Annotated in this window: 30 protein-coding genes; 8 read left to right on the top strand and 22 right to left on the bottom strand. The window is 67.6% G+C overall.

All coding sequences use genetic code 11. The annotated features are described in order from the left end of the window. Nucleotides 1–86: 86 nt before the first annotated feature. The 5 genes from GT355_RS01835 to GT355_RS01815 all read right to left on the bottom strand — a co-directional run bounded on the left by GT355_RS01835 (nt 87) and on the right by GT355_RS01815 (nt 2,536). Nucleotides 87–266, bottom strand: a complete 180-nt coding sequence (locus tag GT355_RS01835) for a DUF7836 family putative zinc-binding protein (RefSeq protein ID WP_120069837.1) — start codon at nt 264–266, stop codon at nt 87–89. Nucleotides 267–333: 67 nt separating this feature from the next. Further along, the gene (locus GT355_RS01830; RefSeq protein ID WP_120069834.1) at nt 334–1,317 is read right to left on the bottom strand and encodes a transcription initiation factor IIB; all 984 of its coding nucleotides are present in this window, start codon (nt 1,315–1,317) and stop codon (nt 334–336) included. 237 nt (nt 1,318–1,554) lie between these two features. Beyond that, on the bottom strand, nt 1,555–1,866 hold the full coding sequence (locus GT355_RS01825) for a DUF8036 family membrane protein (protein ID WP_120069831.1): 312 nt from the start codon (nt 1,864–1,866) through the stop codon (nt 1,555–1,557). A gap of 55 nt (nt 1,867–1,921) precedes the next feature. After that, nucleotides 1,922–2,197, bottom strand: a complete 276-nt coding sequence (locus GT355_RS01820; protein WP_160132982.1) for an ArsR/SmtB family transcription factor — start codon at nt 2,195–2,197, stop codon at nt 1,922–1,924. A 54-nt stretch (nt 2,198–2,251) separates the two neighbouring features. Continuing rightward, on the bottom strand, nt 2,252–2,536 hold the full coding sequence (locus GT355_RS01815) for a DUF357 domain-containing protein (protein WP_160132981.1): 285 nt from the start codon (nt 2,534–2,536) through the stop codon (nt 2,252–2,254). Between the two features lie 83 nt (nt 2,537–2,619). Here GT355_RS01815 and GT355_RS01810 point away from each other — a divergent pair, with 83 nt between their 5' ends. Next, entirely contained in the window at nt 2,620–3,669 is a 1,050-nt protein-coding gene (locus tag GT355_RS01810; RefSeq protein WP_160132978.1) for an NAD(P)/FAD-dependent oxidoreductase, read from the top strand. A gap of 74 nt (nt 3,670–3,743) precedes the next feature. Here GT355_RS01810 and GT355_RS01805 read toward each other — a convergent pair whose 3' ends face one another. The 3 genes from GT355_RS01805 to GT355_RS01795 form a co-directional block, all read right to left on the bottom strand. Then, nucleotides 3,744–4,295: a GNAT family N-acetyltransferase gene (locus tag GT355_RS01805; RefSeq protein ID WP_160132976.1), complete on the bottom strand. Its 552-nt coding sequence runs from the start codon at nt 4,293–4,295 to the stop codon at nt 3,744–3,746. A 169-nt stretch (nt 4,296–4,464) separates the two neighbouring features. Continuing rightward, entirely contained in the window at nt 4,465–5,127 is a 663-nt protein-coding gene (locus GT355_RS01800) for a 2,5-diamino-6-(ribosylamino)-4(3H)-pyrimidinone 5'-phosphate reductase (protein ID WP_160132974.1), read from the bottom strand. Nucleotides 5,128–5,173: 46 nt separating this feature from the next. Then, nucleotides 5,174–5,956 (bottom strand): class I SAM-dependent methyltransferase, encoded by a 783-nt coding sequence (locus tag GT355_RS01795; RefSeq protein ID WP_240145688.1) that lies wholly within the window; start codon nt 5,954–5,956, stop codon nt 5,174–5,176. Between the two features lie 124 nt (nt 5,957–6,080). Between GT355_RS01795 and GT355_RS01790 the strand changes: the two genes are divergently transcribed. Continuing rightward, on the top strand, nt 6,081–6,365 hold the full coding sequence (locus tag GT355_RS01790) for a translation initiation factor eIF-1A (RefSeq protein WP_120069811.1): 285 nt from the start codon (nt 6,081–6,083) through the stop codon (nt 6,363–6,365). A 25-nt stretch (nt 6,366–6,390) separates the two neighbouring features. Here the strand turns inward: GT355_RS01790 and GT355_RS01785 are convergent, their stop codons facing one another. Next, entirely contained in the window at nt 6,391–7,170 is a 780-nt protein-coding gene (locus GT355_RS01785) for an NAD-dependent epimerase/dehydratase family protein (protein WP_160132972.1), read from the bottom strand. 105 nt (nt 7,171–7,275) lie between these two features. On the opposite strand from GT355_RS01785, the gene GT355_RS01780 reads away from it, so the two are divergent. Then, complete coding sequence (locus tag GT355_RS01780) at nt 7,276–7,941, top strand: potassium channel family protein (RefSeq protein WP_120069806.1); 666 nt, start codon at nt 7,276–7,278, stop codon at nt 7,939–7,941. Nucleotides 7,942–8,161: 220 nt separating this feature from the next. Here GT355_RS01780 and hjc read toward each other — a convergent pair whose 3' ends face one another. The 4 genes from hjc to GT355_RS01760 form a co-directional block, all read right to left on the bottom strand. Then, nucleotides 8,162–8,587 (bottom strand): Holliday junction resolvase Hjc, encoded by a 426-nt coding sequence (hjc, locus tag GT355_RS01775; RefSeq protein WP_160132970.1) that lies wholly within the window; start codon nt 8,585–8,587, stop codon nt 8,162–8,164. A gap of 100 nt (nt 8,588–8,687) precedes the next feature. Continuing rightward, nucleotides 8,688–9,089, bottom strand: a complete 402-nt coding sequence (locus GT355_RS01770) for a PIN domain-containing protein (protein ID WP_160132968.1) — start codon at nt 9,087–9,089, stop codon at nt 8,688–8,690. After that, nucleotides 9,086–9,361 carry an antitoxin VapB family protein gene (locus tag GT355_RS01765; protein WP_160132966.1) on the bottom strand — a complete coding sequence of 92 codons (276 nt, stop codon included), beginning with the start codon at nt 9,359–9,361 and terminating at the stop codon, nt 9,086–9,088. Before GT355_RS01765 ends, GT355_RS01770 begins: the two co-directional genes overlap by 4 nt. Before the next feature lie 59 nt (nt 9,362–9,420). Further along, complete coding sequence (locus GT355_RS01760) at nt 9,421–10,695, bottom strand: adenosylhomocysteinase (protein ID WP_160132964.1); 1,275 nt, start codon at nt 10,693–10,695, stop codon at nt 9,421–9,423. Nucleotides 10,696–10,856: 161 nt separating this feature from the next. Here GT355_RS01760 and GT355_RS01755 point away from each other — a divergent pair, with 161 nt between their 5' ends. The 3 genes from GT355_RS01755 (at nt 10,857) to GT355_RS01745 (ending at nt 14,253) form a co-directional block, all read left to right on the top strand. After that, on the top strand, nt 10,857–11,192 hold the full coding sequence (locus GT355_RS01755; RefSeq protein ID WP_160132962.1) for a hypothetical protein: 336 nt from the start codon (nt 10,857–10,859) through the stop codon (nt 11,190–11,192). A gap of 216 nt (nt 11,193–11,408) precedes the next feature. Continuing rightward, nucleotides 11,409–12,479 (top strand): hypothetical protein, encoded by a 1,071-nt coding sequence (locus tag GT355_RS01750; protein ID WP_160132960.1) that lies wholly within the window; start codon nt 11,409–11,411, stop codon nt 12,477–12,479. 88 nt (nt 12,480–12,567) lie between these two features. Then, the gene (locus GT355_RS01745; protein WP_160132958.1) at nt 12,568–14,253 is read left to right on the top strand and encodes a PQQ-dependent sugar dehydrogenase; all 1,686 of its coding nucleotides are present in this window, start codon (nt 12,568–12,570) and stop codon (nt 14,251–14,253) included. 5 nt (nt 14,254–14,258) lie between these two features. On the opposite strand, the gene GT355_RS01740 is transcribed toward GT355_RS01745, so the two are convergent. The 3 genes from GT355_RS01740 to GT355_RS01730 form a co-directional block, all read right to left on the bottom strand. Continuing rightward, a complete protein-coding gene (locus tag GT355_RS01740; protein WP_160132956.1) occupies nt 14,259–15,548 on the bottom strand; it encodes an amidohydrolase in 1,290 nt (429 codons plus the stop codon). A 93-nt stretch (nt 15,549–15,641) separates the two neighbouring features. Next, on the bottom strand, nt 15,642–15,851 hold the full coding sequence (locus GT355_RS01735; RefSeq protein ID WP_160132954.1) for a hypothetical protein: 210 nt from the start codon (nt 15,849–15,851) through the stop codon (nt 15,642–15,644). 159 nt (nt 15,852–16,010) lie between these two features. After that, entirely contained in the window at nt 16,011–17,231 is a 1,221-nt protein-coding gene (locus GT355_RS01730; protein ID WP_160132952.1) for an FAD-dependent oxidoreductase, read from the bottom strand. Nucleotides 17,232–17,365: 134 nt separating this feature from the next. On the opposite strand from GT355_RS01730, the gene hisG reads away from it, so the two are divergent. Then, the gene (hisG, locus tag GT355_RS01725; RefSeq protein ID WP_160132950.1) at nt 17,366–18,211 is read left to right on the top strand and encodes an ATP phosphoribosyltransferase; all 846 of its coding nucleotides are present in this window, start codon (nt 17,366–17,368) and stop codon (nt 18,209–18,211) included. 1 nt (nt 18,212) lies between these two features. Here the strand turns inward: hisG and GT355_RS01720 are convergent, their stop codons facing one another. Continuing rightward, nucleotides 18,213–18,587 carry a DUF7473 family protein gene (locus GT355_RS01720; protein ID WP_160132948.1) on the bottom strand — a complete coding sequence of 125 codons (375 nt, stop codon included), beginning with the start codon at nt 18,585–18,587 and terminating at the stop codon, nt 18,213–18,215. An 86-nt stretch (nt 18,588–18,673) separates the two neighbouring features. Beyond that, entirely contained in the window at nt 18,674–19,243 is a 570-nt protein-coding gene (locus GT355_RS01715; RefSeq protein WP_120073673.1) for a TATA-box-binding protein, read from the bottom strand. A 125-nt stretch (nt 19,244–19,368) separates the two neighbouring features. Between GT355_RS01715 and GT355_RS01710 the strand changes: the two genes are divergently transcribed. Continuing rightward, nucleotides 19,369–20,331, top strand: a complete 963-nt coding sequence (locus tag GT355_RS01710) for a methyltransferase domain-containing protein (RefSeq protein ID WP_160132946.1) — start codon at nt 19,369–19,371, stop codon at nt 20,329–20,331. On the opposite strand, the gene GT355_RS01705 is transcribed toward GT355_RS01710, so the two are convergent. The 4 genes from GT355_RS01705 to GT355_RS18440 all read right to left on the bottom strand — a co-directional run bounded on the left by GT355_RS01705 (nt 20,332) and on the right by GT355_RS18440 (nt 23,164). Beyond that, nucleotides 20,332–21,207 (bottom strand): sulfurtransferase, encoded by an 876-nt coding sequence (locus GT355_RS01705; protein WP_160132944.1) that lies wholly within the window; start codon nt 21,205–21,207, stop codon nt 20,332–20,334. A 69-nt stretch (nt 21,208–21,276) separates the two neighbouring features. Further along, a complete protein-coding gene (locus GT355_RS01700; RefSeq protein ID WP_160132942.1) occupies nt 21,277–22,011 on the bottom strand; it encodes a helix-turn-helix domain-containing protein in 735 nt (244 codons plus the stop codon). 38 nt (nt 22,012–22,049) lie between these two features. Next, nucleotides 22,050–23,039: a YeiH family protein gene (locus GT355_RS01695; protein WP_160132940.1), complete on the bottom strand. Its 990-nt coding sequence runs from the start codon at nt 23,037–23,039 to the stop codon at nt 22,050–22,052. Continuing rightward, the gene (locus GT355_RS18440) at nt 23,033–23,164 is read right to left on the bottom strand and encodes a hypothetical protein (RefSeq protein ID WP_255409229.1); all 132 of its coding nucleotides are present in this window, start codon (nt 23,162–23,164) and stop codon (nt 23,033–23,035) included. Before GT355_RS18440 ends, GT355_RS01695 begins: the two co-directional genes overlap by 7 nt. Nucleotides 23,165–23,181 lie beyond the last annotated feature (17 nt).

Raw genomic sequence — 23,181 nt, 5'->3', positions numbered from 1 at the left:
GATCCGCGGCGACCGGGTCGTGGCGGGGGAAGGTCGACGAGGAACGTACCGGGACCGGTCGGGTCGAACGTGGTCGATGGAGGGGGCTACTCGAACTGTCGAAGCGTCGTGAGGTCGCGGTCGGTTCGCATGAACTCGGTGAGCCGATAGCTCGCGTGGCAGTTGGGGCAGTGAAAGACCGCGTCGCTCGCGGGGAGGTCGCGCGGCGCGGACCGCCAGTGTTTGGCACACTCCGGACACAACAGTTGGACGGCTGCTTCGTCCATGCCGCTCTCTGACGACCGAGACCGACAAAAAAGTTCGTGTGGTTTCGGGTGACGGTTCGTCGGCGGTTCAGGCCGCCATGACGTCGCCTTCGGCTTCGAGGAGCTCCTTGTACCGGTTTCGGATGGTTACCTCGCTGATGTCGGCGACCTCGCTGACCGCACCCTGGGTGACCTTCTCGTTGGTGAGCAGCGCGGCGGCGTAGACCGCAGCGGCCGCCAGACCCACGGGGCTCTTGCCGCTGATGATCCCCTCGTCCTTCGCGGTTTCGAGGAGCTGGCGCGCACGGCGTTCGGACTCCTCCGAGAGGTCGAGGTCGGAGGCGAACCGCGGGACGTAGCTCGCGGGGTCGGCGGGCTGGATCTCGAGCCCCAGCTCGCGGACGACGTAGCGGTAGGTCCGGGTGAGCTCCATCTTCCCGACTCGGGAGACGGTCGCGATCTCGTCGAGGCTCCGCGGGGTGCCGGCCTGGCGCGCGGCGGCGTAGAGCGCGCTGGTCGAGACGCCCTCGATCGAGCGGCCGGGAAGGAGGTCCTCGTCGAGCGCCCGGCGGTAGATCACCGAGGCGGTCTCACGAACGGAGTCCGGGAGGCCGAGCGCGCTCGCCATCCGGTCGATCTCGCCGAGGGCCTGTTTGAGGTTGCGCTCCTTCGAGTCACGGGTGCGGAACCGCTCGTTCCAGGTCCGCAGCCGCTGCATCTTCTGGCGCTGGCGCGAACTCAGGGCGTTGCCGTAGGCGTCCTTGTTCTGCCAGCCGATGTTCGTGGACAGTCCCTTGTCGTGCATCATGTTCGTCGTCGGCGCGCCGACGCGGGACTTCTGGTCGCGCTCGGCCGAGTCGAACGCCCGCCACTCGGGGCCACGGTCGATCTCGTCGGTCTCGACGACGAGCCCGCAGTCCGTACAGACCGTCTCGCCGTGTTCGGTGTCGGCGGCGAGCCGGCCGCCGCACTCGGGACAGGCGAGTTCGTCCTCGGACGCTTCCTGCTCGTCGATCTCCTCTTCGGTCTGCTCTCGTTCCTTCTCGTTGATCCGGGTTGTAGTGTCGCTCATTGTTGGATAGGCACTCTGATACGGTGCTCTGTGTGGGGTACTCTGTGGACGGTCCCAGAACTCGGTGCTTGACAGCACGTTAGTCCGTAAAGAACTTAAAGGTACCGATAATCGGACTCCGAGATCGGGCGTCTCACGGCCTCAGAGCAGCGGTGAGAGCGGGGGCATATACCACCTCGTTAATCGGGATGTTTTTAGGGTGGATCGTCGTGTCGGTACGCCGCCGTCGCGCCGGGTTCAGTCCCACGTCACCCAGGTCAGGAAGGCGACCCCGGCGAACTCCAGCACCCGGAGCGCCAGCATGGCCTCCTGGGCGAGCGGCGGGACGAGCGACGGGTCGGTCACCCACGCGGTGAGACCGTGATGGAAGACGAAGAAGTAGATTGCCAGCGCGTTCTCGGCGAGGAGCAACACGGCGAAGACGAGGAGGCCGAGGGTGTGCTTCGAGCGGAATCGGAGGTAGTTCCGGCCCCAGATGTAGGCGAGAACGAGGAGGAAGAGCACGTTGAGCGCGCTGAAGACGCGCATGCCGTCGATCAGAACCGCCATCTATTCACCTCTAACTCACAGCCTCGCATATACTCTTTCCCAAATCGGGCCATACTCAATCCACCTGTTCGATGATGTCCTCGATGGTCTCCCAGTGGTGGCGCGCCTGGTCCGTCGGGAGGTAGACCGCGCCGTAGTCGTCGCCACTGTTTTCGAGAACGTTGTTGTCGACCAGCACGTCGAGGTGGTGTCTAACCGTCTTGTAATCGAGGTCCAGGTCCCCGGCGAGCTGGTTGGCGTTGCGTGGGCGCTGGTTGAGCGCCTTGAGGATCCGCACGCGGTTCGTGCCACCGCGGGTGCCGGTCAGCACGTACCACAGCACGGCCTCCATCGAACGGAACTGACACACCCAGCCCTTGTAAGCACACCGACCGCCGAAGGCGATTCAGACCGTGAAGAGGTCGCCTTCGTCCGGCACCGAGAACACGCCGAGGCGCGCGCCGGCGTCGAGCCAGCCGTGACCGTAGGAGAACGCCGCGAGCGCGTTCACGGGGTCGCCCGATTCGCGGAAGTGGCGACCGTCGTCGAGATACGACCGCGCCATCTCCTCGTAGTCGGCGGCGACACCAGCCAGCGGGGTTCCCGCCGGCGGCGCGGTGCTCGCGGCGTCGAGCGCCTCGGCGAGGAGTCGTTCGTAGCGGTCGGTCTTCTCCGCGAGGTCTGCGGGCATGCGAGTCGAAGAGCCGAGACCCACCTAAACGCTTCGAGCCCGGAGTCCACAAGCTAATTACTTCCGCGGACCCTACAGGAGGTATGTCCGAAACCCAGGAGCCGGAACACCGCCGGCTGGTCATCACCGGGTCGGGGATCGCGGGGCTGACCGCCGCGATCTACGCCGCCCGCTCGAACAACGACCCATTGGTTCTCGAAGGTGACGAGCCCGGTGGCCAGCTCACCCTCACCACCGACGTCGCCAACTACCCCGGTTTCCCCGACGGTATCGGCGGTTCGGAGCTCGTCCAGCGGATGAAGACCCAGGCCAAGAACTTCGGGGCCGACGTCCGCCACGGCGTCGTCGAGGACGTCGACGACTCGGGTCGGCCGTTCGAACTCACCCTGAACAGTGGGGAGTCGCTCACCGCCGACGCGGTCATCGTCGCCAGCGGTGCCAGCGCACGCACCCTCGGGGTCCCCGGCGAGGACGACCTGATGGGCTACGGCGTCTCGACCTGTGCGACCTGCGACGGCGCCTTCTTCCGCGACGAGGAGATGGTCGTCGTCGGCGGTGGCGACGCCGCCATGGAAGAAGCCAGCTTCCTCACGAAGTTCGCCTCCAAGGTCCACCTGATCCACCGCCGCGAGACCTTCCGCGCCGAGGACTACTGGATCGATAGGCTAGAGGAACACGTCGACGCCGGTGAGGTCGAGGTCATGAAGAACACCGAACTCGACGAGATCCACGGGACCCCCGAAGGCGGGATCGAGGGCGTCTCGCTGCTCACTCCCCCCGACGGACATCCGAGCGAGAAGCTCGACGACCCAGATACTCAGAAATTCGACCTCGATGTCGGTGCGGTGTTCCTCGCCATCGGTCACACCCCAAACACCAGCTATCTCCAGGGAACGGGCGTCGAGATGGACGCCACGGGCTATCTCCACACCGAGGGCGGTACCGGCGGCGGTCAGACCCGAACCGGCGTCCCCGGCATCTTCGGGGCCGGCGACGTCGTCGACTCACACTACCAGCAGGCCGTCACCGCCGGCGGCATGGGTGCGAAGGCCGCACTCGACGCTGACGACTATCTCGAAACCCACGACGAACCCGCACCGGAAGCGGAAGCCGCGTTCGCCGACGACGACTGAGGGAAGAGGCGTTCCGATACAGCCACACACAGCAGCTTCGTAGGTGTCCTACCGGCTCCCGGACGGTCCTCCGCTTATTGCGAGTTCCACTCCTCACGCAGCAGCCCGTAGTATAGCATATCGTGGTACTCACCACGGAACCACGCCGCCTCCCGGAGCGTTCCTTCGTGTGTGAACCCAAGCGATTCCAGGAGGCCGACCGAGGCATCGTTGAAGCTCCCCGGTCGAGCAGTTATCCGCCTGAAATTTCGGTCCTCGAAGGCATACTGTATCATTCGTCTAGCAGCATCGGATCCGTAGCCCTGACCGTGATGATCTGGATCGAACCAGTAAGCGAGTTCCGTATCGCGCGCTCGGCTCGTCTCATCTGGCCCGTACTGTGAGTCGTTCAGAGAGACGAGCCCGAGAGGTGCACTATCGTCACAAGCGAGACAGTGAACACCATCATCACCCTGGAGTACGTCTTCGATGAACTCCGCGCACTGCTGGCGACTCGTCGGATTGACGTCGAGAGCGCGCCGCCACACAGAAGGATCGTTCATCCAGCATTGAATGAGATCGACGTCCTCTTCCTCCGGCGGGCGGAGTGTCACTTTCTCGCCTTCTAGAAAGACTGGGCCGGGCATATCTCAGTGATCCATGTCAGTGGTAAAAACTGTCATGGATCCCGATATTATGCAGCTGACCATCCGTCGCATGGTGGGTAGCACCAGCCCTGATTGGCGTGTCTGTGCTCATTTCATAGCGCCTCGGCCAACGAGTTCTCCAGATTATCCGCTCTCGTAGCCCGACCGTTCACCCGACCGCGTAGCGACACAGCACACCGTCGTCGAGTTGCTCGACGCCATCGAGTTCGAGTGCGGGGAAATCGTCGACGAAGCCGTCCCCGTCGGCGAGGGTCGGGGCGTCACGACCGCCGATGACCAGCGAGCCGAGAAAGACCGAGAGTTCGTCGACCAGGCCCGCCTCGAACACGGAGAACAGGACCTCGCCGCCGCCCTCGATCATCAGTCGGTCGATCCCCTCGGCTTCGAGCGCCGCGAACCCCGACGTGAGATCTACTCGGTCGTCACCGACCTCGACGAGGTTCGCGCCGGCCTCGCGGAGCGCTGATCGGCGGTCCTCGGGGGCCGCCTCGCCGACGAGCACGTAGGTCGAGGCCTCGCTGTCGAGGATCCGGCTCTCGGGCGGCGTGCGCGCGCGTGTGTCGACCACGACCCGCGCGGGGTGTTCTGGGTCGCCGCGCGCGCGCCGTTCGTCGCGCAGGTCGGGATCCTCGACGGTCAGATGGGGGTCGTCGGCGAGCACCGTGCCGACCCCGACGAGCACCGCGTCGCACGACGCTCGCAGGGCGTCCACTCTCGCGAAGTCCTCGGGCCCGCTGATCACGACCTGCTCGCGTCGGCGCGAGGAGAGCTTCCCGTCGGCGCTCATCGCCGCGTTGGCCACGACGTGCATGGGGCGAGTAGCCCGCGACGGCGAAAGCCGCTTTCGGTGGCCGGAGCTATCGCTTGCCGGTGATCACCGTCACGGCGGCGTCCTGGACGAGCGGTTCGTCGAACGCGTCGAGCCGCGCACGGAGGGCCGCCTCGAACGCCCCTTTCTCGTCCCCGACGGTGGCCGGCGAGCAAAAGGAGAGCGAGAAGAGGTAGCCGACGACCGAATCGACGTCCCAAGTGCGCTCGAACTCGAAGGTCGCGGTCTCGACTTCGGTGAACCCGAACTCCGCGACGAGTTCGTCCCAGGGGTCGTCGTACTCGATCGGGCCGGTTCGGTCGGGGAGGTCCTCGATGTACGAACCGACGTGCGCGTAGACCGCGTCCTGCCAGTCCTTGGTCCCTCTCGTGATCCACTCGCGGTTGGTGAGGAGCGCGACACCGCCCCCGGAGTCGGTGAGCTCGTGGACCCGTTCGAGGGTTCGCGCCTGGTCCATCCAGTGAAACGAGCGCCCCATCGTGACGAGATCGAAGGGGCCCTCGACCCCCGTCAGTTCGGCGTCCGAGCCGACGACCCAGTCGAGGTTCTCCCGTCCAGCGCGGCGAGCGCGCGCATCGGCCTCCCGGAGCATCGCCGGGTTCGGGTCCATCCCGAGGACCGATCCGGCGTGTGCCGCGACCGGGACCGCGACCTGACCGGGTCCACAGCCGAGGTCGAGCACGCGCGACCCGTCGTCGAGGTCGAATCGATGCCGGAGGTACTCGACGGCGGACTCGCCGTAGCCCGGCCGGTGGTCGGCGTAGTACGCCTCGGTGCTCGCGAACGGGGTCGTGGAGTCGTTCGGGGACACAGTTCGAACCCGTACCGACCGCGGGCGCACCAATCCATCGGATCGGTTCCCCTCCATCGCGGGCGTGGCAAACGCTACCGAGCGTTTCCAATGGCTTAAGGGTCCATGTCACCTACTGGGACGTATGAGCGAAGGATCCGGACGAAAGAACCTCCGAATGCCGGACGACAACCAGGTGTTCGGTGTCGTCACCGAGCACAACGGTGGCAACCACGTCCGCGTACGGTGTATGGACGGGAGAGAGCGCATGGGGCGGATCCCCGGTCGAATGAAGTATCGGGTCTGGATCAACGAGGGCGACGTCGTGATCATCGAACCCTGGGACTGGCAGGACGAGAAGGGCACGATCGAGTGGCGCTACGAGGACCAGGACGCCGACCAGCTCCGGCGCGAAGGCCACATCGAGTAATCAGTCGCTCTCCCGTCCCGAACGATCAGTTTTCGAGCGTTTCGCTCGCGTTGTCGCGTGGTCGATAGCCGATAGTGCGCTGGGTCTCGGTCAGCGAGAGGTAGCGGTCGTCGTTGCGCGATATCCCGTGGACCACCAGCGGTTCGTCCGGGATCTCGGCGGTGGCGGCGGACTCGAAGACGTCCCGACAGTCACGGTGGCTGAGCCACATCGCGCGCCCGAACCGGGCGGCGTCCTCGGGGTAGTCGCTGTCCGCGGTCTCCTGTGAGTCTTCGAGTTCGTCCTCGGTCATCAGCCAACCGATGCGAACGCTGACGGCCTCGATGTCGTAGCGTTTCGAGAAGAAGTCGCCGAGCGCCTCGCCCGCGACCTTCGAGACGCCGTAGTAGGAGTCAGGCCGGCCCGCGGTCTCGGGGTAGACCGTGGGCGCGTCGGCGGCCATCGTCTCGGGTTCGGCGGTGTCGGAGGTGTCGTCCATGTTGACGGCGTGGTTCGAGCTCGCGAACACCACCCGGTCGAGGTCGTTCTCGATCGCGGCGTGGTAGGCGTTGTAGACCCCGTCGATGTTGGGGTCCTTCAAGTCGTCCCACTCGGCGTAGGGCGACGGGTTGCCCGCGAGGTGGATCAGGACGTCTTGGCCGTCGAGCGCCTCGACGAACGCCTCGCGGTCGGTGATGTCGCAGACGACCGACTCCAGGTCGTCCGCTTCCTCGAAGGTGAGCGGCGTGACCTCGTGGTCGGCGAACCCCTCAACGAGGACTCGCCCAACGTTGCCCGCTGCACCGGTAATAGCGATCTTCGTCATCGTGCACCCATTCCTGCGGGGAGTACATAGGGGTTGGTGAGACTCGGCGGGCTATCGATGTCGGAAACCAGGTAGGGTTTTCATCCCCGGTGCGCAAGAGGGGGTATGAACTGCGTACTGGTGGGGTACGGTCGCGTCGGGATCCGGACCGCACAGATCCTCGACACGGAGGGCCACGAGGTGACCGTCGTCGAGAACGACCCCGAGAAGGTCGAACGGGCTCGCGGGGCGGGGCTCGACGTGATCGAGGGCGACGGGGCCTCGGAGGCGGTGCTCGAATCGGCCGACCTCGAAACCGCCGACGCGGTCGGCGGCCTCACCGGCGACCCCGAGGTCAACTTCGAGGTCTGTCGGGTGGGCAACGACCACGGCTGTCGCACCGTCCTCCGGATCAGCGACGAGTTCACCGAGGACGTCTACCGCAAGTACAGCGAGGGCGTCGACGAGATCATCTACCCCGAGCAGCTCGGCGCGGCCGGGGCGAAGACCGCACTGCTCGGCGGCGATTTCAGTGTGCTCGCCGACGTCACCGAGCACCTCTCGGCGATCGTGCTCGTCGTCCCCGAGGACTCCCCGGTGGTTGGCGAGCGCGTCGTGGCGCTCGAGATCCCCGACGACGCTCGCATCTACGCCCACGGTCGCGCGGGCGAGCCGATGACGATCCCGCTGCCGAGGACCGAAGTCGAGCCCGGCGACCGGCTAGCGCTGATGGCCGAACCGGACGTCGTCTCGGCAGTCCGCGACCAGGTCCACGGGACGGCCGACGCCTGAGACGGCGGCGCGGCTCGGACGGTCGAGATCCGGGTGGAGGAACCCCGGAAGTGGAGGAAGGGGAGAGGGGAAAACCGGGCGCGCGAACGGGGGAAGTGTGGGGGAGGGGTGGAACCGGTCGACGCGCCCGTTCGGGACGAGGCCCGGACGGTACTTAATTCCGCGTCAGACACCCGCATGACAAATCGGCGGGGGTGGCGCTCACCGTGACGGCGGCGGGTCAGTCCTCGTACTCGTCGAGCTGCGTTCGTGAGGTCTGGCCGGTGAGCTCGTCGAAGTCGATGCCGTCGGAGAGGGCGGTCTCCTTCTTGACGCGGTAGTTGCCGCCGTCGGTGACGTAGCAGTCGCCGGGGTGGAAGAAGTACCAGTCCTCGCGGTCGAAGCGCACCCCGATCCGGGGTTTCGCGCCGAAGTTCCGCGCGAAGAAGACGAGCGCCTCCACCTCCTCGCCCGTGAGATAGATCGGATTCCCCGAGGAGGATTTCGCCTCGATGGCGTAGAACGTGTCGCCGTTACCCGCGAGCACGTCGGGAAGCTCCCGCTCGGTGGCGCTCCCGCTCGCGGGCGCGCGCATCACCGCGAAGCCCGCCCCGTCGAGCCGGTTGACGAGTTCGCGTTCGACCCGGTCGCCTTTCGCGTGCGACATCGTTACCGAGGCTCCGGTGGGTCGATGTGGGCTACGTGCGCGGCGCTCCGCGAGCGTGATCGGTCCGTGGACGGAGCGCGTCGTGAGTGTGTGGATGCCATCAGTAGGTGTCGATGTCGAGACCTTCGATCCGGTCGAACTGCTCGACGTTTCGTGTCAGTACCGGTTCGTCGTGGACCAACGCCGTGGCTCCGATCATCACGTCGCTGGTTTCGATCCGCTCACCACCGGAGAGGAGTGCGGCGCTGAGTTCGCCCGCCCGCATCGCTACGCTCCTGTCGAACGGGAGTTCGTGGATCCCATCCAGGAGTTCGCCGACCCGCGTTCGTTCGCTCTCGGTCGCGTCCGCGAGGTGGACCCCCTCCCAGAGCTCCATCACGGAGACCGACGAGACCTTGCCGGTTCCGGTGGCGTCGATCGCCTCGATGTACTCGGTTGCGGTCGGGTTCTCGCGTACGTCCCCACGAAGAACGTCGACCAGGAACGTGGTGTCGAGTATCATTCGGACGACGAGTGCTCCGCCGTCCGCTCGTCGAGCGCGTCGGCGACCGCCCGAACGCGAGCGCGGCGGTCGTCGGTGCGTTCGGCTCGCCGCTCCGCGATGGTGGTGTCGAGTTCGTCGGCGGTCCCCTCGTCGAGAATGCCGACGTACTCCGCGAGGTGGATGCCCGGCGTCAGCCGACGAACCGCGTCGCTGAAGCTCTCACCCTCGCGTTTGGCCGCTTCGAGCCGTTCGTAGGCGTCGTCGGCGAGCGAGATGGTCTTGGTCCCCATATGTCTGTGTACGTACGTACACGGACTAAACGATGACGCCGGAGTTCCTTCGGCGTGGCTCACGTCCCGTGGTCCCAGCTCCCCATGTACTCGGTCTGCGTTTCGGTGAGCTCGTCGAGCGCGATCCCCTCAGCGTCGAGTTTGATCTCGGCGACCTCGCGGTCCAGCTCGTCGGGCACGTCGTGGACGCCGGGTTCGTAGCTCGACTCGGTGTGTTCGCGAACCGAGACGGCCTGGACCCCGAAGGACTGGTCCATCACCTCGACCGGGTGGCCGAGCGCCACCGGCGCGGCGAGGTTTACTAACCGGCCCTCCGCGAGCACGTTGAGCCGTCTCCCATCACTGAGCGCGTACTCCCGAACGCCGGGCCGGACTTCACGGTCGTCCGTGGCGAGGTCCGAGAGCGCGTCGAGGTCGATCTCGATGTCGAAGTGGCCCGCGTTGGCGAGCAGTACCCCATCCTTCATCGACTCGAAGTGGTCGCGGGTGATCACGTCACGGTTCCCGGTAGTCGTAACGAAAACGTCGCCGACGGCGGCGGCCTCGTCCATCGGGAGGACGTCGTAGCCCTCCATGTGGGCTTCGAGCGCGCGACGTGGGTCGACCTCCGTGACGACGACCTTCGCGTTCTGGCCGGCGGCCTTCTTCGCCACGCCGCGGCCGCAGAAGCCGTAGCCCGCGACGACCACCGTTTTCCCCGCCCACGAGAGGTTGGTGGTCATCGCGATGGCGGCGAGCGAGGACTCGCCGGTCCCGTGAACGTTGTCGAAGAGGTGTTTCATCGGCGTGTCGTTCACCGCGAACACCGGGTAGTCGAGCGCGCCGTCGTCGTCCATCGCGCGGAGGCGGTGGACGCCGGTCGTCGTCTCCTCACAGCCACCCTTGATCGAATCGATGAGGTCGGGGTGGTCCTCGTGGATCGCGGCGACCATGTCCATGCCGTCGTCGACGGTGATAGTCGGTTCGTGGTCGATGACCGCCTCGATGGCGGCGTAGTACTCCTCGTCGTCGACGCCGCGCTCGGCGTAGGAGGTGATGTTCTCGTTGGCGTCGAGCGCGGCGCTGACGTCGTCGTGGGTCGAGAGCGGGTTACACCCGGTGATGGCGATCTCCGCCCCGCCCGCCGCGAGGGTCTCGGTGAGGACGGCCGTGGTGGCCTCGACGTGCATCGCCATCCCGAGGCGTTCGCTCGCGAGGGGTTGCTCGGCCTCGAACTCCTCGCGGAGCGCGTCGAGGATCGGCATGTGTTCGCGGGCCCAGTCGATCTTCTGCCGGCCCGACTCCTGGCTCGCCGCCGGGTCGTCGAGGCGGTCGGTGATCGGAGATGCGGTCATGCTCGTATCGAGAGCCAGCGGGCTCAAAACCCTACCGAAGCCCTTGCGGCCGCCATCCGAGAAGGCACGGTAAAGAAGGAGCGCCGGCCATGGAACAGCTCTGTTTTGGTTATTTACCAGTAGATATTTCTGTGGATAAACATAATTGAGGTAGTTCAATCATGTTCAAACGAATAAGACAGTTATTCCGAAGCGATAGACCGGACTTCGATCACTATACAGATGCTGTTGAGAGAGTGAAACAACTAAAGCGTGAAAAGCGTCATGACGAGGCTGAAAAGCTACTACTATGGTGTATAGAACAGGCCGAGAAAGAAACCGAGTATGAAACGCTCCCGCCGTGGTACTACAAACATCTCGGAATCGTCTATCGGAAGGAAGAGCGCTACGATGACGAAGTCAAGATACTCCAACGGTACATCAACCGGACAGCAAACCCGAAGAAAGAGCTACGAGAGCGGCTACAGCGAGCACAAGAGCTAGCAAACAGTAGCTAAGAGCAAACCGATTCCCTAAAACCCATGCTTGAGTGACGGGTCGCTTAATTACCACCCAGAGACAAATGGCTTGGCACGCGATTTATTCATCTCTCAATCCCGGAGAATATTCCCTCAACGCGGTCCGAACGCAGTATTACCGATGAACACACCCTACCGCCACAACAATGGTGGAGTTTATATGTCCCCGAACCGCTTCCGAACGCTAACGACGAGATGACGTCGAAATCCATCCTCGCGGTCGTGATCGCCGTGGCCGTTCTGTTGTCGGGTTGTGCCGGACTCGCCGGGCTCGGTGGGGAAGAGACCGCCGCACCCACGTCGACGCCGATCGAAGGCACGGCGGCTGGTGGGGCCCCAGCGGGAAGCGACAACGCGACCGAGACGACCGTCGAGACCACGACGGCGGCCACGACGACCGTGGCGGCCACTCCGACGACTCGCGCCGCAACGTCGACGGCGACCGGGACGCCGACCGCGACCACGACAGCGACCGCGACGACGACAGCGACGCCGACTCCGACACCGACCAGCACCGCGACTGCGACGCCGACCGCCACGAACACCGCGACGCCGACCGCAACGCCGACCTCGACGGGAACCGGATCCGGGTCGGTCGTCGAGCGGCCCGACGGGTTGGACGACTCCCAGCGATATCTGGTCGTACGGGCGGTCGGGAGCGGCGAGTCCTACTACCGGATCTACGTCCCCGGAAGCATCGAACTCGGGCCCGAGGCTGACCGCGAGGGTGCCGACCACCCGGACCGGACGATCTCCCAGACCGAGACCTACATTCAGGGCTACGTCGGTGACGGCGGCGTCGACAGCTACGTCACGAGCGTCTCGCCGGGCGTGATGGTCAACGACGGCAACGCGACGCTGGCGGTCTACGAGGACGGCGAGCGGACCGACACGCTCGAACCCGGCGACGGACTGAGGGGTGACACGATCGCGCCGATGACACTCCCGCCGCCCAACGACACTGAGAACGTCGTCCGGGTCGAGGCCGTCGGGAGCGGTGAGTCGACGTACATGCTGTCGGCGACCGAGAGACTGACCCTGGGGAACGAGGCCGACGTTCCCGCCGAGGCCGACCGCCCGGACAGCCGTTCCATCGCCGATAGCAACGGTGTCAACGGCTTCGTCGGTGACGGTGGCGTCGACAGCTACCGGACGACGGGCGAGGTCGATTATCTCAGCAACGACGGCAACGCGACGCTTCGGGTCTCCGTCAACGGCGAGCCCTGGAACACGGTCGAACCGGGCGAGTCGGTCGGCGACCGCTGAGCGTCGAACGGCGATCCGGGGTCGAACCGCGGCACGCGGGGCCGGTAGACCTTTACCCGGACGGCGACTCGAACGTGACACTCACCCGATGAACGCAGATAGCCGCCCCGAAACCTCCTCCTCCTCCGAACCGACTCCGACCCGCCGCCGCCTGCTCGGGACCGTCGCAGCCGGCACGCTCGCCGGGGTGACCGGTGGTCTCGGCGGGGTCGGCACGGGTCGTGCGACACGCGCTCGACAGCAGGAGGCGGTGGTACCGGGCGGTCCATCGGTCGGCCTCGAAACCGTCACCGACGAGTTCGAGGAGCCGATCGACTTCGCCGCGCCGACGGGCGACGACCGGTGGTTCGTGCTCGAACGCGCGGGCCAGGTCTACGTGGTCGACGACGACGGCAGGCGGGACGAGCCGTTCATCGACATCGCCGACCGGATGACCCCCGTCGAGGGCGAACAGGGTGCGCTGGGGCTCGCCTTCCACCCCGACTTCACGGACAACGGCCGGTTCTACCTCCGCTACAGCGAACCCCCGACCGAGGAGACGCCCGACCCCTACTCGCACAACGCGGTGCTCTCCGAGTTCACGACGACCGACGACGGGTCGAGCGGCGACCCCGACTCCGAACGCCAGCTCATCTCCGAGCCCGAACCCCAGAGCAACCACAACGGCGGTGCGGTGGCGTTCGGTCCAGATGGCTACCTCTACGCCTCGCTCGGTGACGGCGGCAAGGGCGGCGACACCGGCACCGGCCACGCCGAGGACTGGTACGACGCGAACGAGGGCGGTAACGGCCAGGACGTCACCGAGAACCTGCTGGGGAGCGTCCTCCGGATCGACGTCGACGGTGAATCGGACGGCAAACCCTACGCCATCCCCGAGGACAACCCGCTCGTTGGACAGGAAGGTCTCGACGAACACTACGCCTGGGGCTTTCGCAACCCGTGGCGAATGGGGTTCTCGAACGGCGAGCTCTACGTCGCCGACGTCGGCCAGTCGGAGTACGAGGAGGTCGATATCGTCGAGAACGGCGGGAACTACGGCTGGAACGTCAGGGAGGGCACCCACTGTTACGGCACGAGCGGCGACAGCTGCCCGAGTTCGACCCCGGACTCGGTCCGGGGCGGTGAACCGCTCATCGACCCCGTCATCGAGTACCCACACGTCAGGGACGGCCAGCCGATCGGAGTCTCGGTCATCGGCGGCTACGTCTACGACGGGTCGGTCGACGCGCTCGCCGGTCAGTACGTCTTCGGCGACTACCTCTTCGGCGGCTCCGACGCCGGCGCGCTGTTCGCCGCCACGCCGAGCGACGGCGACGACCTCTGGTCGTTCACGAAGCTCGACGTCGCCACGACCGACGACGGCGAACTGAACGGCGCGCTCATCGCGATCGGTCGGGACAACGACGACGAGCTCTACGCCCTCACCCGGGGCGACGACGGCGGCGGCGTCCACCGACTCGTCCCCGCCTCGGAGGCGAGCGGCGGGTCCGCGAACCGGACGGACGCCGGGACGACGGGGACGTCGACGGGGATGGCGGCCGGGACGAACGGAACGGCGGGGGGTGCGGCGGCCGGCGGAGCCGGTGCGGCGGGTGGAACGACCGCAGCGGGCGGCGGATCCGGGGCCACGAGCGATGCGGGCACCGCCGGGACCAGCGCAACGGGTGGCGGCAGTAACGAGACCACCAGCTCGAACGGACCGGGGTTCGGCGTCGTCGCCACGCTCGCGGGTCTCGCGGCGGTCGGCGCGCGGCTCGTCGGCGACCGCGAGTAACTTCCTTACTCGGCGCGCTCGACGACGGCCGCGGCGTGGCGCTCGGCCGTTTCACGGACTTCGTCCACGTCGAGCGTCAGGACCTCGCGGTCGCGCATCAGGACCTCGCCATCACAGACCGTGTGTCGAACGTCGGTCCCCGACGCGGCGTAGGCGAGGTGGCTCACGAGGTCGTGGTGGGGCGTGAGGTGGGTCGCGTCGAGGTCGAGGACGGCGAGGTCGGCGTTCGCACCCGCCTCGATCCGGCCGGAATCGAAGCCCGCGACGGCGGCGCTCCCCGCCGTCGCCATCCCGACCGCGCTCGGGGCGTCGACCGCGCTCGCGTCGCCGGCCCCGAGTTTGCCGACCATCGCGGCGTCGCGGAGCTCGTCGAACATGTCGAGGTCATTGTTCGAGGCCGCCCCGTCGGTCCCCAGTCCGACCATGACACCCGCATCGAGGAGGTCCTGCACCGGCGCGATGCCGCTCGCGAGCTTCATGTTCGAGGCCGGACAGTGGACCACGCCCGCACCCCGCTCGGCGAGCAGGTCGACCTCGCGCTCGTCGACGTGGACGCCGTGGGCGACGAAGTCCTCGGGTTCGAGGAGTCCACGGTCGACGGCGTATTCGAGCGGGCGTTTTCCGTGGTCGTCGACGATGGGCTCGACCTCGCCGGTCGTCTCGTTGGCGTGGAGGTGGACCGGAACGCCCGCCTCGCGCGCCTCCGGCACGAACTCGTCGAGTTCGTCGGCGTCGACGGTGGTGAGGCTGTGGGGCATGAACGCCGTCGAAATCCTCCCACCCGCCGCGCCGTCGAACTCGCGGGCAACGCGCAGCCCCTCCTCGAAGTCCGCCCGGGCCTCGTCCCCGTCCTTCCCGACGGTGACGATGCCGTGGCCGACGCGGGCGCGGAGGCCCGCTTCCTCGACCGCGGCGACGGTCTCGGCGACGTCGAAGTACATATCGCAGAAGCCGGTCGTCCCGGTCTCGATCATCTCGACCAGCCCGAGTTCGACCCCGGCCCGGACGTCCGTGGGTTCGAGGGTGGCCTCGACCGGCCAAACGTCCTCCTGCAGCCAGGTTTCGAGCGGTTCGTCGTCGGCGTAGCCCCGCAACAGCGTCATCGCGACGTGGGTGTGGGCGTTGACCAGTCCAGGAATGACGAGCCCACCGCTCGCGTCCAGCGATTCGTCGCCAGCGGGAACGTCGCCGACCGCGCGTATCTCGCCCGTCTCCCGGTCCGCGAGCACGTCCACGTGCTCGACGGTCATGTCCGGGCGAAGCACCTGACCGCCGACGATCTCGAGGGTGGTCATGACCGGTCTGGGACGGCCCGAACCCTCAATCCGTCGAAGCCGGGCGAGCTCTCGATGACGGCCGCAATCTGCTGTGGCTACACTCGTGCCGTCCTACTCCTCGGTCAGCGAAACCCCGCATTCGATACAGTAGTTGCCGACCGGAACGAGCGTCTCACACGACGTACACGCCCGTTTCCACGCGCGGCGCGAGAGACGGTCCTCGAGGACACCGAGGTCGTCGGACGGGCGAACGGTCTCGACGTCCTCCTCCTCGTCGGTCGGTTGAAACGCGTGGCCATCCGGTTGTTTTGGATCTGACAATTGGTAACGTACCCCTCAAAGGGAAGGACGTGCCGTGAGACGATAACGTGGTCGGTAGCGTCTGGCGAAACTACCTGCCGGCGGCGGGTCACCACCATCCGTCGGCAACCGTGGTCGACGACACGCGATTCGACACCCAAACCCGAGCCCGCGCCGTCGTCAGTCCCTGAGGTCGCTGTCGGCGGGCGAGTCGGTCACGTACGCGTCGACGAGGTCGTCGAGTTCCGCGGGGTCGTCGTGGCCGGGGAGCGGTTCGTCGGCGGTTCGACACGTCCCGTCGACGCCGAGCGCGTCGCAGACGTGGTCGGCGACCGCCTCGGCCATCCGACGGTGGGTGGTGAGCTTCCCGCCGACGATGCTCGAGAACCCCCCGACGCCGTCGTCCGCGTGGTCGAGCAGGAAGAAGCCGCGCGAGATCGACCGCGCACCGTCGCGTTCGTCCTCGTCCGGTGCGTAGAGCGGTCTGACGCCCCAGTAGGTTCTGTCCGGGTTCCGGTTCTCGAGCGCGGGCACCATCGCGGCGCACTCGGCGACCATCCGGTCGACCGCTTCGTCCTCCCGCGAATACTCGTCCGGGTCGTCGACCGCGACGCTCGTGGTGCCGAGCACCACCTCGTCGTCGTGTGGGACCACGAGGTCGCCGTCGGCGGGCGACCGACACCGATTCAGGACGGGGGTCACCTCGACGCCCTCGACCCCGACCATCACGCCCTTCGTCGGCTGCATCGACACCTCGACCCCGGCTTTCGCCGCGATCTCGCCCGCCCACGCGCCCGCCGCGTTGACGACGTGGTTCGTCCGAACGGTCTTCCCGCCATCGTGGTCGACCGTCGCGCCGACGACCCGCCCGTTCTCGGTGTGGAGGTCCGTCACGGGTGCGTCGGGGAGGACCCGCGCGCCGTGGCGACGGGCGCTCTCGGCCGTGGCCGCGACGAGCCGCGAGGGGTAGACCACGGCGTCGGGCACCTCGATCACCCGTTCGACGTCGTCGGCGAGCGCCGGCACCGCCTCGCGCGCCGCCGCACCCGACATCGGCTCGGCGGGGATGTCCTGCGCCCGACAGCCCGCGAGCTTCGCCTCGAAGTAGTCGGGGTCGTCGTCGTCGAGCGCGACGAAGTAGCCACCCGAATCCCGGACGCACGCGCCCGCGGTCCGCTTTACGATCCGGTTCTCCGCGATACACTCGCGTGCGCCCTCGGCGTCGGACTCGGCGTAGCGCGCGCCGCTGTGGAGCACGCCGTGCGAGCGCCCCGTCGTTCCCGACCCCAGTCCGCCACGTTCACAGAGCGTGACGTCGACGTCCCGCATCGCGAGGTCGCGCGCGACGCCGACCCCGGTCGCACCGCCACCGACGACGAGGACGTCGGTCTCACAGTTCATACCGGATCGTGGCGCTACGCAGTCATGACGCTGTTGACCGCCGACCCCGGTGGCGGTTCGCTGGCCGGTCGAGCCGGCGGGTCGGTCGCGCGGGTAACGAAAGGCAGTTCATCCGCGGGGACTCGATAGCGGGTATGCGCCTCGCCGTGCCCAACAAGGGCCGCCTCCACGATCCGACGGTGGGTCTGCTCGAACGTGCGGGTCTGCACCTCGAAAACGGCACCGAGCGCCAGCTCTACGCCTCGACGGTCGACCCCGAGGTCACGGTGCTGTTCGTCCGGGCGGCCGACGTCCCCGAGTACGTCGCCGACGGCGCGGCCGACGCCGGTGTCACGGGGCTCGACCAGGTCCGCGAGGCCGGCGTCGACCTCGACGAGCGCCTCGACCTCGGGTTCGGGAACTGCCGACTGGTGCTCGCCGCCCCGGAGAACGGCTCGATCACGTCGGTCGAGGACCTCGCGGGCGGGACCGTCGCGACCGAGTTCCCACACATCGCCCGGGAGTACTTCGCCGAGCAGGGGATCGACCCCGAGGTCGTCGAGGTCTCGGGCGCGACCGAGCTCACCCCCCACGTCGAGATGGCCGACGCGATCATCGACATCACCTCGACGGGGACGACCCTCCGGGTCAACGGGCTCGCGGTCGTCGACGAGGTCCTCCAGAGCTCCGCCCGGCTGTTCGTCCACCCCGACGTCGCCGACGACCCGAAGCTCGCCGAGATCGAGACCGCGCTCTCGTCGGTGCGCTCGGCCGAGGGCAAACGCTACCTGATGATGAACGCCCCCGAGGACGAACTCGACGCGATCCGGGACGTGATCCCGGGGCTCGGCGGGCCGACGGTGATGAACATCGCGGGCGGCGACCAGGTCGCGGTCCACGCCGTGGTCGACGAACGCGACGTCTTCGAGGTGATAACCGACGTGAAGGAGCGCGGCGCGAGCGACATTCTGGTGACCGAGATCGAACGCCTCGTCGACTGAGCTATCCGGGTGCGGTGCCCACGAGCCGGAAGGCGCTGAGCACCACGAACAAAACGAGGACGCTCACCACGAGGTGGATGACCGCCACGAGGCTCGTGGTCCGCAAGCGGAGGCGGTAGACGTACCGGATCAACACGAAATCCAGCGCGAGCGCGACGACGAACGCGAGGACGCCGTACTGCTGGAGGAGCACCGAGACCGCGGCGGGGCCGGGGCCGACCAGCAGCGCTCGCCGGGCCGGCACGTCGCCGAGGACGTTCCGGGCAGCGATGTGCGCGGTGAGCGAGTAGACCGCCGCCGCGAGCACGAACGTCCCGAGGTAGGCGAGCAGGCCGCCGGTGGTCGGGGCGGTCTGCACGAGGCCGTTCTCGATCATCGCCTGTATCGTCCTCTCGGGTTCGTCACGGGATTCCCTCGCGGTTCATGGTTCGGTCACGTCCTGAAGTGGGAGAGGCCGAAACGTCAGCCGTCGAGGAGCCCGAGGTCGTCGAGCCGGTCGGTGATCTTGTCGACGGCGTGTTCGGCGTCGGCGGGCTCCTTGCCGCCGGTGATGACGAGCTTGCCCGAGCCGAACAGCAGCGCGACGACCTCGGGGTCGTCGAGCCGGTAGACCAGCCCCGGGAACTGTTCGGGCTCGTACTCGATGTTCTCGAGCCCCAGCCCGATGGCGATCGCGTTGAGGTTCAGGGTCTTCTGGAGGTCGGCGCTCGTGACGATGTTCTGGACGACGATCTCGGGTTCGTCCTCGACCTTGATCTCGAGGTCCCGGAGCTTGTCGAAGACGATCTCGAGGCTCTCGTGGACGTCGGCGGTGCTCTTCGCGCCGGTACAGACGATCTTCCCCGACCGGAAGATCAGGGCCGCGGACTTCGGGTTCTGGGTTCGGTAGACCAGCCCCGGGAACTGCTCGGGGTCGTAGTCCGCACCTTCGAGGTCCATCGCTACGCTCTGGAGGTCGAGTTCCTGCCCGATACCCGTCGACGCCACGACGTTCTCGATGTTGATGGTTTCCTTTGGGTCCTGAGCGGACATGAGTCGTCTTAAAAATCGTATTTAAGACTTATAAAAGTTGGTGGTGTTGCCCGACGCGGGTCGACCATGGACGTCTCGGCGTCCGGACCGATATCGTCATAGGACGGCCCGCCCGGAGTGAAGCCGTGTACGTCGTCGAGTTCGCCGGCGAGGACGACGCGTTCGCCGCCCGCGAGGCCGCGACCGCGATGGCGGGGGTCGAGGTCGTCGCCCCCGGGCTCGGGGTCGCCGAAGCGGTCGACGGTCGAGCGGTGCGGAGCCTCGCGTACACCCACCGGGTAAGTCGTGTCGTCGGTCGATCCGCGGCGACCGTCGAGGCCGCCGTCGCGTCCCTCGCGGTCGCCCCGCTCGACCTCGATGGAACCGTCGCGGTCCGGGCGCGCGACGTCCGCTCCACGGCGACCGTCGACACCCGACACGCCGAACGGGAACTCGGCGGGGTGCTGACGGAAGCAGGACTCCCGGTCGACCTCGACGACCCCGACCACGAGCTTCGGGCGCTGTTCTCGGACGAACGCTGTGTCCTCGGCTGGCTCGACATCGAGACCGACCGGGGGTTCGGGGCGCGCGCGCCGACGAAGAAGCCCTTCTTCCAGCCGGGGTCGATGAGTCCGCTGCTCGCGCGGGCGCTCGTCACCATCGCCGGCGCGGAGCCCGACTCGTTCGTGGTGGACCCGATGTGCGGTACCGGCGGGGTGCTGGTCGAGGCCGGGCTAGTCGGAGCCGACGTGCTGGGCCTCGACGCCCAGGCGAAGATGGCCCGCGGGGCGCATGAGAACCTCGCGCACTACCTCGAAAACGGGTGGGCCACCGCGCGCGGCGACGCGACCCACCTTCCCCTCGAAGACGGTGCGGCCGACGCGGTGGTGTTCGACGCGCCCTACGGTCGCCAGTCGAGGATCGAGGGCGACCTCGAAGCCCTCGTGACCGGCGCGCTCGCCGAGGCCCGGCGGGTCGCGCCGCGGGCGGTACTCGTCAGCGACCGACCGTGGACCGACGCGGCGTGCGAGGTGGGCTGGAGCGTCGAGGACGTCTTCGAGCGGCGGGTACACGCTTCGCTCACCCGCTACATCGCGGTGTTGGGGTGATCAGTCCCGGCGGACGCCGGCGCGCTGGCCCTTCTCGATCGAGGCGCCGACCGAGTTCCCCCACTCGACCCACGAGCCGTAGTAGTTCCTGACGTCGGCGTAGCCGAGGAGCTCCGAGAGCACGAACCACGTCAACGCCGATCGTTCGCCGATCCGACAGTAGGTGATCACCTCGGTCCCGGGGTCGAGGCCGGCCTCGCGGTAGATCGCCGCGAGCTCCTCGCGGGGTTTGAAACGGCCCTCGTCGTCGACCACCTGGCTCCAGGGCACGTTCACCGCGCCGGGGATGTGGCCGCCGCGCTGGACGCCCTCGTTCCAGCCCGGCGGCGCGAGGATCTCGCCACGGTACTCCTCGGGCGTGCGGACGTCCACGAGCGGCACACCACGGCGCATGGCGTCCTCGACGTCGGGCCGGTCGGCGCGCACGGTTCCGTCGAGCGAGTCGACCGCGTACGACCGCGACGTGAACCGGGGGGTCTCGGTCGTGGTCGGTCGGTCGTGGGCGGTCCAGACGTCCCGGCCGCCGTCGAGGAGTCTGACGTCGTCGTGGCCGTAGTAGGTCAGCAGCCAGTAGGCGTAGGCCGCGAACCAGTTCATCATGTCGCCGTAGACGACGACCGTGGAATCGGCCGTGATGCCGACGTCGCCGAGCAGCCGCTCGAAGGCCGTCCTCGTCGGCACGTCGAACGTCGTGGCGTCCTGGAGGTCGCGCTTCCAGTCGAGTTTGGTCGCGCCCGGCACGTGGCCCGCGTCGTAGTTCTCCGGTTCGATGTCGACTTCGAGCAGCCGGAGCGACGGGTCGTCGCGCCCGAACGCGTCGAGACGCTCGGCGACCCACTCGGCGGACACCAGCGCGTCGGACGTCGGATCACTCATCCAGTGTTCTCCCTTTCGCCGCGAGCGGTATTAACCCCGGGGCGGACCGCGGGCGAGCGACGGGGAGGGTCACCGGAGCCACCGGTCCCCGCCCTCGCCGACGAACCGCCGCGCGAGCGTGGCCTCGGCCCGACGGAGCCGGTAGGAGAGCGTCGAGCGCGGGATGGAGAGGTCGTCGGCGATCGCGTCGAGCGTCGTCTCGCGGGGCGTCTCGTAGTAGCCGCCCGCGACGGCGGCTTCGAGCGCGGTCCGCTGTTCGTCGGGCATCGAGAGCGTGGCGAACGCGTCCCGCCGCCAGCCGTCGGCGTCCCGGAGGTGGCCCATCCGGAAGGTGAGCCCGTCCCGGAGCCGCGCGCCGATCTCGTCGTAGAGCACCCCGACGTTGGCGTCCGACCGCATCAGCACCCGCCAGTGGTGGCGCGAGCCCTCTCGACGCGTCTCGAAGACCAACCCCGAGGGGAGGTGTTTGCCCGCGAGAGTGTGGATCGACTCACACCGCGTGATGTCCTCGAGGTAGGTGTAGAGCACGAGTTCACCCTCGTCGCGTTCGAGCACGTCGTGGTAGCGCGCGGCCTCACAGTCGTGGTCGGTGATCGACTCGCCGCAGCTCGTCCCATCGAACCGGACGGTCTCGATCGCTTCGAGCGCGGGTTCGGGCCCCGAGATCCGTTCGATCCGCCAGAACCGGTCGCCGGTCACGAACCCGTCGAGCGAGTGGGCGAGAACCGAGGGATGCTCGATACAGACGTCCATGATGGGGTCGGTCCCCGCGTCGTACTCGATGACGAACGTGAACTCCCGCATCGGTGGGACGAGTTGGCGCACGACGAAAAGCGTGCGGGTCAGAACAGCGCGGTCACGACGACCAGCGCGGTCGTGCTCACCGTGAGGAGACCGAGGAAGACGACGAGGACGGGTTCGTAGCCGGTCGAGCGGAGCTCGTCGACGTCGATCGTGAGGCCGAGCCCCGCGAAGGCGAACAGGAACAGCCAGTCGGAGGCGTGCGAGAGCGAATCTAGTGCTTGCGTCCCGAGCACGCCGACGTTGGCGAGCACCATCACGCCGAGGAAGCCGAGGACGAACTTCGGAAACGTCCGCCAGAGGTGGCCGAGCCCGATGCCCTCGGCGGTGCGACCCGACTGCCGGGCGTAGTAGATCGCGTAGGCCACCGCGGCCAGCCCGATCAGCGCGTTCCGGGCGAGTTTGACCAGGAGCGCCCACTGGCCCGCCGCGGGCGAGAACGCGAAGCCGGCGGCGGTCACCGGCCCGGTGCTGAACATCGTGAGCCCCGCCCAGACCCCGAAGACGGCGTCCGAGAGCCCCAGCAGGTGACCGACCACGGGGTAGACGAGGAGGGTGACGGCGTCGAACAGCAGGACCGTGGCGGCGGCGTAGGCGATCCGGGTCTCGTCGGCGTGGATCGACTCGGCGATCGCCACCACCGCCGAGACCCCGCAGATCCCGGAACCAGCGGCGAGCAGCGACCCGGTCTCCTCGTCGATCGCGAACAGCCCGCGCGCGAGCAGTTCGACCACCACGACCGTCGCGAGGACCGTCCCCACGACGAGGGCGAGGATCCTGGGTCCGGCGGCGACCACCCGGTCGAGCGCGACGCTCGCGCCCATCACCACGATCCCGGTTTCGAGCCAGAGGGTGTGGGTGCCGACGCCCGGTTCGGCCCGGTCGGGGATCCCGTAGGTGTTGGCGACCACGACGCCGAGAACGATCGCCACGATCAGGTGGTTGGCCTCGGGAACGACTCGCGACACGCCGCGTGCGAGGAGTCCGATCGCCGCGAGCGCCGCGAGTCCGGGCAGGAACCGCCTCACCACGGTATCCGGATCCCGGTCAGGACGACCGCGACGAGGACGGTTCCGAGGAGCACCGCTCGCCACCCACCGTCGAGGTCGCTCCACCACCGCGCCACGCTCGCGACCGCTCGGGACCCATCGTTCATCCGACCGTGAATCGGCG

Source organism: Halococcus salsus, assembly GCF_009900715.1.
Classification (GTDB): Archaea; Halobacteriota; Halobacteria; order Halobacteriales; family Halococcaceae; genus Halococcus; species Halococcus salsus.
This window is presented reverse-complemented; position numbering and strand designations above follow the sequence as displayed.